The organism is Pseudomonas sp. R45(2017), assembly GCF_002112305.1.
GTDB lineage: Bacteria > Pseudomonadota > Gammaproteobacteria > Pseudomonadales > Pseudomonadaceae > Aquipseudomonas > Aquipseudomonas paraglycinae.
This window is the reverse complement of sequence record NZ_NEHH01000010.1, coordinates 95,823-109,467: the sequence shown is the minus strand read 5'-3', so window position 1 is coordinate 109,467 and position 13,645 is coordinate 95,823. Positions and strand designations below refer to the sequence as shown.

The window sequence follows — 13,645 nt, the reverse complement described above, 5'->3', positions numbered from 1 at the left end:
TGCCGCCAACCCTGGCAATTACCGGCCTGGGTCAATACTTGCGACAAGCAATCGCAGGTGTCGGGTCATTTCAGCAATCCCTTCAACCCTTCCAGCGGCAACGGCCGGCTGTGCAGATAACCCTGATACAAATGGCAGCCCAACCCTTGCAGGAAGGCCAGCTGTTCCGGGGTTTCCACGCCTTCAGCAATCACTTCCAGTTCCAGGCTGCGGGCCATGGCGACGATGGCGCGGATGATTTCGGCGTCGTTGGGGTCGGTGGTGGCGTCGCGGATGAACGACTGATCGATCTTCAGCGTGTCCACCGGCAATCGTTTCAGGTAGGTCAGCGATGAATAGCCGGTGCCGAAATCGTCCATAGCGAAACTCACGCCGAGTTTTTTCAGTCGACGCATTTTGCTGATGGTGTCTTCCAGATTCTGAATGACGATGCCTTCGGTGATTTCCAGTTTCAGCAAGGAGCAGGGCAGGCCGTGGCTGCTCATGCTGCGCTCGATGCGCTCGACGAAGTCGTTCTGGCGGAACTGCCGGGGGCTGATGTTCACGCACAGGCTGAAGGCCAGAGGGTCGATCAGTTTTTCGGCGATCAATTGCTTGAAGGCTTCGCACGCCTCATCGAGGATCCAGGTGCCGACTTCCAGAATCAGCCCGCTGTCCTCCAGCACCTTGATGAATTCGGTGGGCGATTGCGCGCCGAGTTCCGGGTGATTCCAGCGCACCAGGGCTTCGGCGCCGATGATGCGGTTGTCCCGGGCGTCGATTTGCGGTTGGTAGTGCACGTCGAACTCGCCCCGGGACAGCGCCAGGCGCAGGTCGGTCTCCATGCGCAGCCGTTCGCTGGCCGCCTTTTGCATGGTGTTGTGGTACATCTGCGTGGTGTTGCGCCCCGAATCCTTGGCCCGGTACAGCGCAATATCGGCGCGTTTGAGCAGGTCGGTCGGTGTCGAGCCGTGATCGGGAATCAGCGCCACGCCGATGCTCGGCGTCACTTGCAGGCGCTGGCCGTCGAGGAACATCGGCTCTGACAGCAGTTCGCGAATGGTGTCGGCCAGCTCGCGTACCTGGGCGCTGACTTCGTTGCGCGTGCCTTCCAACCCACTGAGCAACACCACGAATTCATCGCCACCGAGCCGCGCCACTGTGTCTTCCATGCGCACGCTGGCTTCAAGCCGCGCGGTGATGATTTTCAGCACCGTGTCGCCGACCGGGTGCCCCAGCGAGTCATTAATGTGCTTGAAGTGATCCAGATCGAGAAACAGCAGCGCCCCGCGCAGGTTGTGGCGCTTGAGCAGGGCGATCTGCTGGCTCAGGCGATCCATCAGCAGTGCGCGGTTGGGCAGGTTGGTCAGCGGATCGTGATAGGCCAGGTGGCGAATCTGCGCCTCGGCGTTCTTCAGCAGGCTGACGTCCCGGGCGGTGAGCAGCAGGCAGGCGGTTTCGTTGAGAGTGATCGGTTCGACCGAGACTTCCACCGTCAGGATCTCGCCGCGCTTGTTGCGCCCGAGCATTTCCTGATGGTGCACGCGGCCCTTGATCTGCAGCTCGGCGAGCAGTGCCGAGCGTTGTTTTTCCTCGGCCCAGATACCGACCTGATACACGGTTTTGCCCACCACTTCGTCGGCGCGGTAGCCGGTGAGGCGGCAGAAACCGTCGTTGACCTCAAGATAACGTCCGGTGTCGCGCTCGGTGATGGTGATGGCGTCGGGGCTGGAGTGGAACGCCTTGGCGAATTTCTCTTCGCTGGCCTTGAGCGCCGCTTCCGAGCGCTGTTGCTGGGTGATGTCGCGCAGCGTGGTAACGATGCACGGCTGGTTGCCGACGCTGATCTGACGGCTGGAAATCACGCAGGTCAGCGACTGGCCGTCCTTGTGCTGGACGATGATCGCAACATTGCTCAGGCCCTGTTCGCGGATCACCCGTTCGATGCGTTGCAGGCTTTTCGCCGAGGCGTCCCACAGGCCGATTTCTTCGGCGGTGTGGCCGATCACATCGCTGGCGCTCCAGCCGAAGGTTTGGGAGAAACTGGAGTTGATCTCGATGAATTCCCCGGTTTCCTGACGCGTGACGCAGATCGGGTCGGGACTGACCTGGAACAGCGTGGCGAATTTCTCTTCCGAAGCCACCAGCCGTTGCTCGCGTTCAACCTGATCGGTGATGTCCAGCAGGGTGCCGGCCATCCGCAACGGTACGCCGTTGTCGTCGCGATAGAGGCGGGCGCGGCTTTCCAGATAACGCGAGCTGCCGTCGGGCAGTTGTACGCGGTAAGTCAGCTGGTAATTGCCGGCCGGGCCTTCGCGCAGGCTGCGATAGGCGTCGCGCATGCTGTCGCGCTCTTCGCCGGGGACGCCCTCGAAGAACTCTTCGAACGACTCATGGAACGGTTTTGGCTCCAGACCGTGTAATTGCGCAGCGCGGGCCGAGCCATAGAGCATGCCGCTGGGAATGTGCCAGTCCCAGGTGCCGAGCTGCGCCGAATCCAGCGCCAGGTCGAGGCGTTCCTGGCTGTCTTTCAGGGCATGTTCGGCGGCTTTGCGTTCAGTGGTGTCGAGGAAGGTACTGAGCAGGTACGGCTGGCCTTCGAGTTCGACCTTTTGCGCGCTAAGGATGCCGTCGTGGATCTGGCCGTTGCTGGCGCGAAACTGCACCTCCATGCTGATCAGTTCGCCCTTGGCCTTGGTCTTCTTGACCAGCTCGGCCCGTTGCTCGGGATGCACCCACAGGCCCAGTTCCAGGGTGGTGCGACCGATGGCGCTCTGCACCGGCCAGCCGAACAGGCTTTCGAAATACTGGTTGGCCTCGCTGATCAGGCCGTCTTCCTGACGGGTCAGCAGTACCATGTTCGGGCACAGGTGAAACAGTGTCGCAAAACGTTTCTCCGAACTGCTGAGCGCCTGTTCCCGTTGCCGCTGGTGGGTGATTTCGCGGATCACCCCGATCATTCGGGGGCGACCGTGTTTGTCCGGCAACAGGCTTCCGTTGATCTCCAGCCAGTGCAGGCTGCCGTCGGGCCAGCGGATGCGGTGGTGCATCGCCTGTTCCAGCGGCGCACCGGCAATCACCGCGTGGAAGGCGCGGATGGTTTTCGCCCGGTCTTCCGGCGGCAGCAGGTCAAGGTATTCCAGGTCTTCGGGCAGCGGTTGCCGCGGATCGAAGCCGAACAAGGCCTGAGTGCCGCGCGACCAACTGATCTGCCCGCGCTCGATGTCCCAGTACCAGGCGCCGAGGCGGGCACCGTTGAGCGCCGCGAGCAATTGCGGCGCGCTCTCCCAGCTCTGCTCGGATCGCCGTGGATCAATGGCCTGAATACGCGGCATCGGCGGAATACGGTCAACAGATTTCGGCATTGTTAAGGGGCCTTGAGCTGATTTGGGCGTTAGGCACAGGGACGGCAGCTCTATAGGAGTAGCACAAGTTAGCCGAGAGTCCCTGGCAGATCGATTTGAGCGTCCAGCAGGGCCATAAACGCCCGTGCAGCATTCGACAGCGTCCTTTCAGTGTGCAGGATATAGCCTAGCTGGCGACTGAGCTGTATGCCCGGTAAAGGTATGCGCGTCACCTGTTCATCGAGCATCGTGCGCGGCAAAACGCTCCAGGCCAGGCCGATCGACACCATCATCTTGATGGTTTCCAGGTAGTTGGTGCTCATGGCGATGTTCGGCGTCAGCCCCTGAGCCTCGAACAGCCGTTGGACAATATGGTGGGTAAAGGTGTTGCCGCCGGGGAAAACCGCCGGATGGCCGGCAATGTCCGCCAATGTGACGGCGCCGTTGCTGATCAATGAATGCTCCGGGGCGACCACGAAATCCAGCGGGTCATCCCAGACTGGCGTGGCCTTGACCAGCGTATGTGGCTCCGGCGCCAGGGTGATGACCGCCAGCTCTGCGCGGCCGTGGAGGATTTCTTCGTAGGCCACTTCCGAATCGAGGAACTGAATATCCAGCGCCACCTGTGGGTAGCGGCGAGTGTATTCCCTCAACAGCGGTGGCAAGCGGTGCAGGCCGATGTGGTGACTGGTGGCCAAAGTCAGGCGACCCGTAACTTCTCCGGTCAGGTTGGTCAGAGCACGGCGCGTGTCGTCCAGTACGTTGAGAATCTGATAAGCCCTTGGCAGCAGGGCCCGGCCGGCCTCGGTCAGGCCCACTTCACGACCGAGCCGGTCGAACAGCCGCACATTCAATTGCTGCTCCAGCCCGGCGATGCGTTTGCTGATCGCCGGTTGTGTCAGGTGCAGCCGTTCACCGGCGCCGGAGAAGCTTCCGGTCTCGGCAATCGCGATAAAAGCATTGAGGTTGGCCAGGTCCATGTTCGTATTCCAGTTGGTTATCCAAAGCATAAAAAATATGAATTTGAGTTATTTAATCTAACCCCATAGGATCGGCCTCACAAGCCAAAGGGTTATTGATAAGCCCAGGGCATAGAAACAAGCTGATGAGGAACCGTCTGATGGCCGGCAAAACGCTCTACGACAAGCTCTGGGATTCGCATTTGGTCAAGCAGCGCGACGATGGCTCGGCGCTGATCTATATCGATCGTCACATCATCCACGAAGTGACCTCGCCGCAAGCCTTCGAAGGCCTGCGTCTGGCCGGGCGCAAGCCGTGGCGCATCGATGCCAACATCGCCACCCCGGACCACAACGTACCGACCACCCCGGAGCGCAAGGGCGGCATCGAAGCCATTGCCGACCAGGTCTCGCGTTTGCAGGTTCAGACCCTCGACGACAACTGCGATGAATACGGCATCGTCGAATTCAAGATGAACGACGTGCGCCAGGGCATCGTTCACGTGATCAGCCCGGAGCAGGGCGCGACCTTGCCGGGCATGACCGTGGTCTGCGGCGACTCGCACACCTCGACCCACGGCGCGTTCGGCGCCTTGGCTCACGGGATCGGCACCTCCGAGGTCGAGCACGTGCTCGCCACTCAGTGCCTGGTCGCCAAGAAAATGAAGAACATGCTGGTGCGCGTCGAAGGCCAGTTGCCGTTCGGCGTGACCGCCAAGGACATCGTCCTCGCGGTGATCGGCAAGATCGGCACCGCCGGCGGTAACGGCCATGCCATCGAATTCGCCGGCAGCGCGATCCGCGACCTGTCCATCGAAGGCCGCATGACCATCTGCAACATGTCCATCGAAGCCGGCGCCCGCGTGGGCCTGGTAGCGGCGGACCAGAAGACCGTGGATTACGTCAAGGGTCGTCCTTTCGCACCGAAAGGTGCCGAGTGGGATCTGGCGGTCGAATCCTGGAAAGACCTGGTGTCCGACGCCGACGCGCATTTCGACACCGTGGTCGAGCTCGACGCCACGCAGATCAAGCCGCAGGTCAGCTGGGGCACTTCGCCGGAAATGGTGTTGGCCGTTGATCAGAACGTGCCGGACCCGGCTAAAGAGATGGATCTGGTCAAGCGCGACTCGATCGTCCGCGCCTTGAAATACATGGGTTTGACCGCCAATCAGGCGATCACCGACATTCAGCTCGACCGCGTATTCATCGGTTCCTGCACCAACTCGCGGATCGAAGACTTGCGCGCTGCGGCGGTGATTGCCAAGGGCCGCAAGGTTGCGTCGACCATCAAGCAGGCCATCGTCGTGCCGGGCTCGGGTCTGGTAAAGGCGCAGGCCGAGGCCGAAGGTCTGGACAAGATCTTCCTCGAAGCCGGTTTCGAATGGCGCGAGCCGGGTTGCTCGATGTGTCTGGCGATGAACCCGGACCGTTTGGAGTCCGGCGAACATTGCGCCTCGACCTCCAACCGTAACTTCGAAGGCCGTCAGGGCGCCGGTGGCCGTACCCACCTCGTCAGCCCGGCCATGGCCGCTGCGGCGGCGGTGAACGGTCGTTTCATCGACGTTCGTGAATTGATCTAAAGGAGCGCAGCATGAAAGCTTTTACCCAGCACACTGGTCTCGTCGCGCCTCTGGATCGTGCCAACGTCGACACCGACCAGATCATTCCGAAACAGTTTCTGAAGTCGATCAAGCGCACCGGTTTCGGCCCGAACCTGTTCGACGAGTGGCGTTACCTCGATGTGGGTCAGCCGTATCAGGACAACTCCAAACGTCCACTGAACAAGGAATTCGTGCTCAACGCCGAGCGTTATCAAGGCGCCAGCGTGTTGCTGGCCCGCGAGAACTTCGGTTGCGGCTCCAGCCGTGAACACGCGCCGTGGGCGCTGGAAGAGTACGGTTTCCGCAGCATCATCGCGCCGAGCTATGCCGACATCTTCTTCAACAACAGCTTCAAGAACGGCTTGCTGCCGATCATCCTGAGCGACGCCGAAGTCGACGAGCTGTTCAAGCAGGTCGAAGCCGCGCCGGGCTATCAGTTGCAGATCGATCTGCACGAGCAGACCGTCACCAGCCCGAACGGCAAGGTCTACCGCTTCGAGATCGACGCCTTCCGCAAACACTGCCTGCTCAACGGCCTGGACGACATCGGCCTGACCCTGCAGGACGGCGATGCGATTGCCGCGTTTGAAGCCAAGCATCGCGCGAGCCAGCCGTGGTTGTTCCGCGACGCGTGAATCTGAAAGGTTGAAACCCAGAAAAGGACGTACCCATGACCAGCACCGCCCACAGTCAGGTTGTACAAAAGCAATTCGGTGAACAGGCCGCCGCCTACCTGAGCAGCGCCGTTCACGCTCAAGGCACTGAATTTGCGCTGCTGCAGGCTGAACTGACGGGGCAGGGCGAGGCTCGGGTGCTGGACCTGGGTTGCGGCGCCGGGCACGTGAGTTTTCACGTCGCCCCGTTGGTGAAAGAAGTGGTGGCGTACGACCTGTCGCAGCAGATGCTCGACGTGGTCGCCGCCGCTGCCGTTGATCGCGGCTTGAGCAACGTGTCCACGGTCAACGGCGCCGCCGAGCGCCTGCCGTTCGCCGATGGCGAGTTCGACTTCGTGTTCAGCCGTTATTCGGCGCACCATTGGAGCGATCTCGGCGTGGCCTTGCGCGAAGTGCGCCGGGTGCTGAAACCGGGCGGCGTGGCGGCGTTCATCGATGTACTGTCGCCGGGCAGTCCGCTGTTCGACACCTATTTGCAGAGCGTCGAAGTGCTGCGCGATACCAGTCATGTGCGCGATTATTCGGCCGGTGAGTGGTTGCGCCAGGTCAGCGAGGCTGGTCTGCACACCCGCAGCACCACGCGTCAGCGCCTGCGTCTGGAGTACAACAGCTGGGTCGAGCGCATGCGCACACCCGAAGTGATGCGCGCCGCGATCCGCCAGTTGCAGCAATCGATGGGCAACGAAGTGCGCGAATATTTTGAGATTGAGGCCGATGGTTCGTTCAGTACAGATGTACTGGTGCTCTGGGCTGAAAAGTAATCCTGAAACGATAAGTATTTTTCCGGGCGCGCCCGTCGATGGCGCACCGACTGAAGACACGAGGAAAGCATGAGCAAGCAGATTCTGATTCTCCCAGGCGACGGTATTGGTCCGGAAATCATGGCCGAAGCGGTCAAGGTGCTGGAGCTGGCCAACGACAAGTACAGCCTGGGCTTCGAGCTGAGCCATGACGTGATCGGTGGTGCCGCCATCGACAAGCACGGCGTGCCGCTGGCCGACGAAACCCTCGACCGCGCTCGCGCTGCCGATGCCGTTTTGCTGGGCGCCGTGGGTGGCCCGAAATGGGACACCATCGAACGTGACATCCGCCCTGAACGCGGCCTGCTGAAAATCCGCGCGCAACTGGGCCTGTTCGGCAACCTGCGTCCGGCGATCCTGTACCCGCAACTGGCCGACGCTTCGAGCCTGAAGCCGGAAATCGTTGCCGGCCTGGACATCCTGATCGTCCGTGAGCTGACCGGCGGCATCTACTTCGGCGCGCCGCGCGGTACCCGTACTCTGGAAAACGGCGAGCGCCAGTCTTACGACACGCTGCCGTACAGCGAAAGCGAAATCCGCCGTATCGCCCGTGTCGGTTTCGACATGGCCCGCGTGCGTGGCAAGAAACTGTGCTCGGTGGACAAGGCCAACGTACTGGCGTCCAGCCAACTGTGGCGTGAAGTGGTCGAGCAGGTCGCCAAGGATTACCCGGACGTTGAGCTGAGCCACATGTATGTCGACAACGCCGCGATGCAACTGGTGCGTGCACCGAAGCAGTTCGACGTGATCGTCACCGACAACATGTTCGGCGACATCCTGTCCGACGAAGCGTCGATGCTCACCGGCTCCATCGGCATGCTGCCGTCGGCCTCGCTGGATGCCAACAACAAGGGCATGTACGAGCCTTGCCACGGTTCGGCGCCGGACATCGCGGGCAAAGGCATCGCCAACCCGCTGGCGACCATTCTGTCGGTATCGATGATGCTGCGTTACAGCTTCAATCTGCACGAAGCGGCGGATGCCATCGAGAAAGCGGTCAGCGTGGTGCTGGATCAGGGTCTGCGCACCGGCGACATCTTTTCGACCGGTTGCACTAAAGTCGGTACGCAGGAAATGGGTGACGCAGTAGTCGCCGCGCTGCGGAATCTGTAATCTCTCGGGCCCGCTGCGAAATTCAATACAAAGCAGCGGCCCACTTTTCAAGAAGGTGTAGTTGCGATGAAACGTGTAGGTCTGATCGGTTGGCGCGGCATGGTCGGTTCCGTGCTCATGCAGCGGATGCTGGAAGAGCAGGATTTCGATCTTATCGAGCCGGTGTTTTTCACCACTTCCAATGTCGGTGGCCAAGGCCCGTCCGTGGGCAAGGACATTGCTCCGCTCAAGGACGCTTACAGCATTGAAGAGCTGAAGACCCTCGACGTGATCCTGACCTGCCAGGGCGGCGACTACACCAGCGAAGTATTCCCGAAGCTGCGCGAAGCCGGCTGGCAGGGTTACTGGATCGACGCGGCCTCGAGCCTGCGGATGAACGACGACGCCGTCATCATCCTCGATCCGGTCAACCGCAAGGTCATCGACCAGCAGCTCGACGCGGGCACCAAGAACTACATCGGCGGCAACTGCACCGTCAGCCTGATGCTGATGGGCCTGGGCGGTCTGTTCGAGGCCGGTCTGGTCGAGTGGATGAGTGCCATGACCTATCAGGCGGCCTCCGGTGCCGGCGCGCAGAACATGCGTGAACTGATCAAGCAGATGGGCGCGACCCACGCCGCTGTCGCCGATCAACTGGCCGATCCTGCCAGTGCGATCCTCGACATCGACCGTCGTGTGGCCGAAGCCATGCGCAGCGACGCGTACCCGACCGAAAACTTCGGCGTACCGCTGGCCGGCAGCCTGATCCCGTGGATCGACAAGGAACTGCCGAACGGCCAGAGCCGCGAAGAGTGGAAGGCCCAGGCCGAGACCAACAAGATCCTCGGTCGCTTCAAGAGCCCGATCCCGGTCGACGGCATCTGCGTGCGCATCGGCGCCATGCGTTGCCACAGCCAGGCGCTGACCATCAAGCTGAACAAAGACGTGCCGATCGCCGACATCGAAGGGCTGATCAGCCAGCACAACCCTTGGGTCAAACTGGTGCCGAACAACCGCGATATCAGCATGCAGGAGCTGAGCCCGACGAAAGTCACCGGCACCCTGAACGTACCGGTTGGTCGTCTGCGCAAGCTGAACATGGGTTCGCAGTTCGTCGGTGCTTTCACCGTCGGCGACCAACTGCTGTGGGGCGCGGCCGAACCGCTGCGTCGCATGCTGCGGATCCTGCTTGAGCGTTGATCGCTTGATGCAATGAGAGAACCCGCGCCTCGCAAGAGGCGCGGGTTTTTTTTGCCTGCGTGGCGGCCACCCGGTAAAGTGCCGCTCCCCCCGTTTCGCCAGAGGTAGCAACATGACCCAGACCCTTGATATTGCCGTGATCGGCGCCACCGGTACTGTCGGCGAAACCCTCGTGCAGATTCTCGAAGAGCGCGACTTCCCGGTGGGCACGTTGCACCTGCTGGCCAGCAGCGAATCCGCCGGCAGCTCGGTGCTGTTTCGCAACAAGAACGTGCGCGTGCGTGAAGTCGACGAGTTCGATTTCAGCAAGGTCAAGCTGGCGTTCTTCGCCGCCGGTCCGGCCATTACTCTGAGCTACGCCGCCCGCGCTCACGCGGCGGGTTGCTCGCTGGTCGACTTGTCCGGCGCCTTGCCGGCGGATCAGGCGCCGCAAGTGGTGCCGGAAGCCAATGCCGCTGTGCTGGCCAGTTTGAAAGTACCGTTCCAGGTCAGCAGTCCGAGCCCGTCGGCCACCACATTGGCCGTGGTGCTGGCGCCGCTGCTCGATCTGATCGAGCTGCAATACGTGCATGTCACCGCCAATCTGGCGGTTTCCGCCCAGGGCCGCGAAGCCGTGACCGAGCTGGCGCGCCAGACCGCCGAGTTGTTGAACATGCGTCCGCTGGAGCCGACATTCTTCGATCGGCAGATGGCTTTCAACCTGCTGGCTCAGGTCGGCACGCCCGACGCGCAAGGCCATACGTTGCTGGAAAAACGTCTGGTGCGCGAGCTGCGTCAGGTGCTGGCCAAGCCTTTATTAAAGATTTCCGCAACTTGCGTTCAAGCCCCGGTGTTTTTTGGCGATAGCTTTAGCGTGACCTTGCAGTCAGCGGCCGCGGTCGACCTGGAAAAGGTCAACGCCGCGCTTGAAGAGGCCGAGGGCATCGAGCTGGTCGAGGCCGGCGATTATCCGACCGCCGTCGGTGACGCGGTCGGGCAGGACGTGGTCTATGTCGGGCGGGTGCGTGCCGGTGTCGACGAGCCGTCGGAACTTAATCTGTGGCTGACGTCAGATAACGTACGCAAAGGTGCGGCCCTCAACGCCGTGCAGGTCGCCGAGTTGTTGATAAAAGACCTGCTGTAAAAGATACTTGGCAACAATTTGTCGACTGATTCTAGGCGAGCGCTATGCTTGGCCGGAGCACTCGATGACGTGTCACCCTCCGGGACTTTCCGGGGCATCAAAGAAATGATCGCGCGCGGCATGCTGTCGTCGTCGCGCGCAATGCCTTACGGCAGCGACAATCAACATCTTCTCGCTGGCCGAGGAACGTTCAAACAAAGGAAGAGGCTATGGTTCAAGTTCGCAAACTGGTGTTAGCAATAGCGGCCGCCTCGGCGCTGTCCTCCGGTATGGCGCATGCCCTCGGGCTCGGGGAGCTGACCCTGAAGTCGACCCTGAACCAGCCGCTGGTGGCGGAAATCGAGCTGCTCGATGTCAAGGATCTGACCGCTGCCGAAGTGGTGCCGAGCCTGGCCTCGCCGGAAGATTTCGCCAAGGCCGGCGTCGATCGCCAGGCCTTCCTCAATGATCTGACCTTCACCCCGGTGCTCAACGCCAGCGGCAAAAGCGTGCTGCGCGTAACGTCGAGCAAGCCGCTGTCGGAACCGATGGTGAAATTCCTCGTGCAGGTGATGTGGCCGAACGGCCGTCTGCTACGTGATTACAGCGTGCTGCTGGATCCGTCGAAGTTCTCGCCGCAGACCGCTGATGCCGCCGCTCAACCAGCGCCGGCACAAACCATCACCGCACCGACCACCGGCGCCACGCATTCGACCCACACCACCACGCCACGCGACACCCTGTGGGAAATCGCCGCCAAGGCGCGCACCGGTGGTTCGGTGCAGCAGACCATGCTGGCGATCCAGGCCTTGAACCCGGACGCGTTCATCGGCGGCAACATCAACCGCCTGAAAACCGGACAGGTGCTGCGTCTGCCGGATCAGGTGCAAAGCACCGCGCTGCCTCAGTCCAAAGCGATTGCTGAAGTGGCTGCGCAGAACGAAGCCTGGCGTCAGGGCCGTCGTTATGTGGCCAAACCGGGCACCGGTCAGCAGCAGCTCGATGCGACCAATCGTGGTCGCGCCAATACCGGTGCTGCGCAAAACGCCAAGGACAACCTGAGCCTGGTGTCCGCCGAAAGCGCCAAGGTGCGTGGCAAGGGTCCGGCCGGCGACGCCAAGGCCCTGAGCAACAAACTGGCGGTGACCCAGGAAAGTCTCGACACCACCCGTCGTGACAACGAAGAACTGAAAAGCCGCATGGCCGATCTGCAAAGCCAGCTGGACAAGCTGCAACGCCTGATCGAGCTGAAGAACAATCAACTGGCGAAAATGCAGGCCGAAGGCTCGGGCGCTGCTCCCGCGACCGCCGCCACTGCGCCAGTGGTGCCGGCGATCACCGCGGAGCTGGCGGCCACGCCGCCGGCTACTCCGGCAGAGGCTGCTCCGGCCGCACCTGCGCCTGAGGCTGCTGCTCCGGCACCGGTCGAGCCGGTTGTCGAGCCTGTGGTTGAAACCACGCCCGCCGCCAATGACGAGAAAACCTTCAACGAACTGCTGACCAATCCGATCCTGCTGGGTCTGGTCGGTGGCGGTGCGGTGGTTCTGCTGCTCCTGCTGTTGCTGCTGGCCCGCCGCCGCAAGGCGCAGCAGGAAGCCGAAAAACACCTGCGCATGGCCCGTGCGCTGGAGGAGCAATCGTTTTCCCAGGACCTCGATCTGCCGGAAAGCAGCTTCGAAGGTCTGGAAGTGCCAGCCGCCAGCGTCAAGCTGAACCCAGCCCCAGCCCCAGCCGCTGCTGCTGTAGTTGCTCCAGTCGTGATGGCCGAGCCGATCGCCGCGCCGTTGGTGGCACCTGCCGCCGAGCGTTCCGACGACGTGCTGGACAAGGCGCAGTCGCACATCGACGGCGGTCGCCTGAATCAAGCGGCCGCGCTGCTGGAGGAGGGCGTGAGTCTGGAGCCGCAGCGCAGCGATCTGCGTCTGAAATTGATGGAAGTTTACGGTCGCCAAGGTGATCGCGATGCCTTCGTCGGTCAGGAGCGCCAACTGGTTGCCAATGGCGACAACTTCGCCAAGGTCGAAGAGCTGAAAAGCCGCTTCCCGGCCATGGCGGTCGTCGCGGCCAGCGGTCTGGCGGCTGCGGCCATGGCTGCCGAGCTGGACGAGGATTACGTCAAGGAGCTGTTGCTCGACGAGCCTGAAGCGCCTGCTGCGGCAGATGCCGAACTGGACAGCGCTTTCGATCTGAGCCTCGACGATCTCGACAACATCACGCCGGTTGAACCTGGGGCGGCTGTCGAGCCGGAAGCGCCGGTCGAACTCGACGCATTCCCGACTGACGACGATCTGAGCTTCGAATCGGTGCTGCAGCAGCAGACCGATATCAAGGAAAACCTCGACGACCTGTCGGACTTCGACCTGGATCTGGACCTCGGTGCCGATCCTGCGCCTGCGCCGGTCGAGCTGGCAGACGATGATTTCCTGCTGGATCTGGACGAGGGCGTAAAGGATCTGCCGCTGGTCGACACCCCAACCGTGGCCGACGTGCCGCAGGACGATCTGGAGCTGCCAGCCGATTTCGACCTGTCACTGGCTGACGAAATGGACGCGGCGCCTGCCGAGCCGGATGCGTTCGCCGCCGAACTGGACGACGTCAACGCCGAGCTGGATCGTCTGTCGAGCAGCATCAATGAGCCAAGCTTCACCGAAGCTGATGCCGCGTTGGGCGACGATCTAGGTGAGGATGACTTCGACTTCCTGTCCGGTACCGACGAAGCCGCGACCAAGCTCGATCTGGCTCAGGCCTACATCGACATGGGCGACAACGACGGCGCGCGCGATATCCTCAATGAAGTCATCAGCGAGGGCAACGACAAACAGAAGAGCGAAGCGAGCGAAATGCTTTCGCATCTGGCCTGAGTCGGCATTCAGCGGTAAACAAAGCGGCAGCCC

At 61.9% G+C, this 13,645-nt stretch carries 9 protein-coding genes; 7 read left to right on the top strand and 2 right to left on the bottom strand.

The annotated features are described in order from the left end of the window. Positions 1 to 65: 65 nt before the first annotated feature. Both CAF74_RS22720 and CAF74_RS22715 read right to left on the bottom strand, forming a co-directional pair. Positions 66 to 3,344: a bifunctional diguanylate cyclase/phosphodiesterase gene (locus tag CAF74_RS22720; RefSeq protein ID WP_085747835.1), complete on the bottom strand. Its 3,279-nt coding sequence runs from the start codon at positions 3,342 to 3,344 to the stop codon at positions 66 to 68. Between the two features lie 68 nt (positions 3,345 to 3,412). Beyond that, positions 3,413 to 4,303: a LysR family transcriptional regulator gene (locus CAF74_RS22715; RefSeq protein WP_085747834.1), complete on the bottom strand. Its 891-nt coding sequence runs from the start codon at positions 4,301 to 4,303 to the stop codon at positions 3,413 to 3,415. A gap of 140 nt (positions 4,304 to 4,443) precedes the next feature. Here CAF74_RS22715 and leuC point away from each other — a divergent pair, with 140 nt between their 5' ends. The 7 genes from leuC (at position 4,444) to CAF74_RS22680 (ending at position 13,612) form a co-directional block, all read left to right on the top strand. Next, positions 4,444 to 5,862 carry a 3-isopropylmalate dehydratase large subunit gene (gene leuC / locus CAF74_RS22710; RefSeq protein ID WP_011333350.1) on the top strand — a complete coding sequence of 473 codons (1,419 nt, stop codon included), beginning with the start codon at positions 4,444 to 4,446 and terminating at the stop codon, positions 5,860 to 5,862. Positions 5,863 to 5,873: 11 nt separating this feature from the next. Continuing rightward, a complete protein-coding gene (gene leuD / locus CAF74_RS22705) occupies positions 5,874 to 6,518 on the top strand; it encodes a 3-isopropylmalate dehydratase small subunit (RefSeq protein ID WP_007956446.1) in 645 nt (214 codons plus the stop codon). Between the two features lie 35 nt (positions 6,519 to 6,553). Then, positions 6,554 to 7,318: a class I SAM-dependent methyltransferase gene (locus CAF74_RS22700; protein WP_085747833.1), complete on the top strand. Its 765-nt coding sequence runs from the start codon at positions 6,554 to 6,556 to the stop codon at positions 7,316 to 7,318. Positions 7,319 to 7,387: 69 nt separating this feature from the next. After that, positions 7,388 to 8,470, top strand: a complete 1,083-nt coding sequence (gene leuB / locus CAF74_RS22695; RefSeq protein ID WP_085655206.1) for a 3-isopropylmalate dehydrogenase — start codon at positions 7,388 to 7,390, stop codon at positions 8,468 to 8,470. Between the two features lie 66 nt (positions 8,471 to 8,536). Further along, complete coding sequence (asd, locus tag CAF74_RS22690; protein WP_003226428.1) at positions 8,537 to 9,649, top strand: aspartate-semialdehyde dehydrogenase; 1,113 nt, start codon at positions 8,537 to 8,539, stop codon at positions 9,647 to 9,649. 112 nt (positions 9,650 to 9,761) lie between these two features. Beyond that, positions 9,762 to 10,772, top strand: coding sequence for an aspartate-semialdehyde dehydrogenase (locus tag CAF74_RS22685; RefSeq protein ID WP_085747832.1), 1,011 nt, complete (start codon positions 9,762 to 9,764; stop codon positions 10,770 to 10,772). A gap of 209 nt (positions 10,773 to 10,981) precedes the next feature. Then, complete coding sequence (locus CAF74_RS22680; protein WP_085747831.1) at positions 10,982 to 13,612, top strand: FimV/HubP family polar landmark protein; 2,631 nt, start codon at positions 10,982 to 10,984, stop codon at positions 13,610 to 13,612. The last annotated feature ends 33 nt before the right edge of the window (positions 13,613 to 13,645 follow it).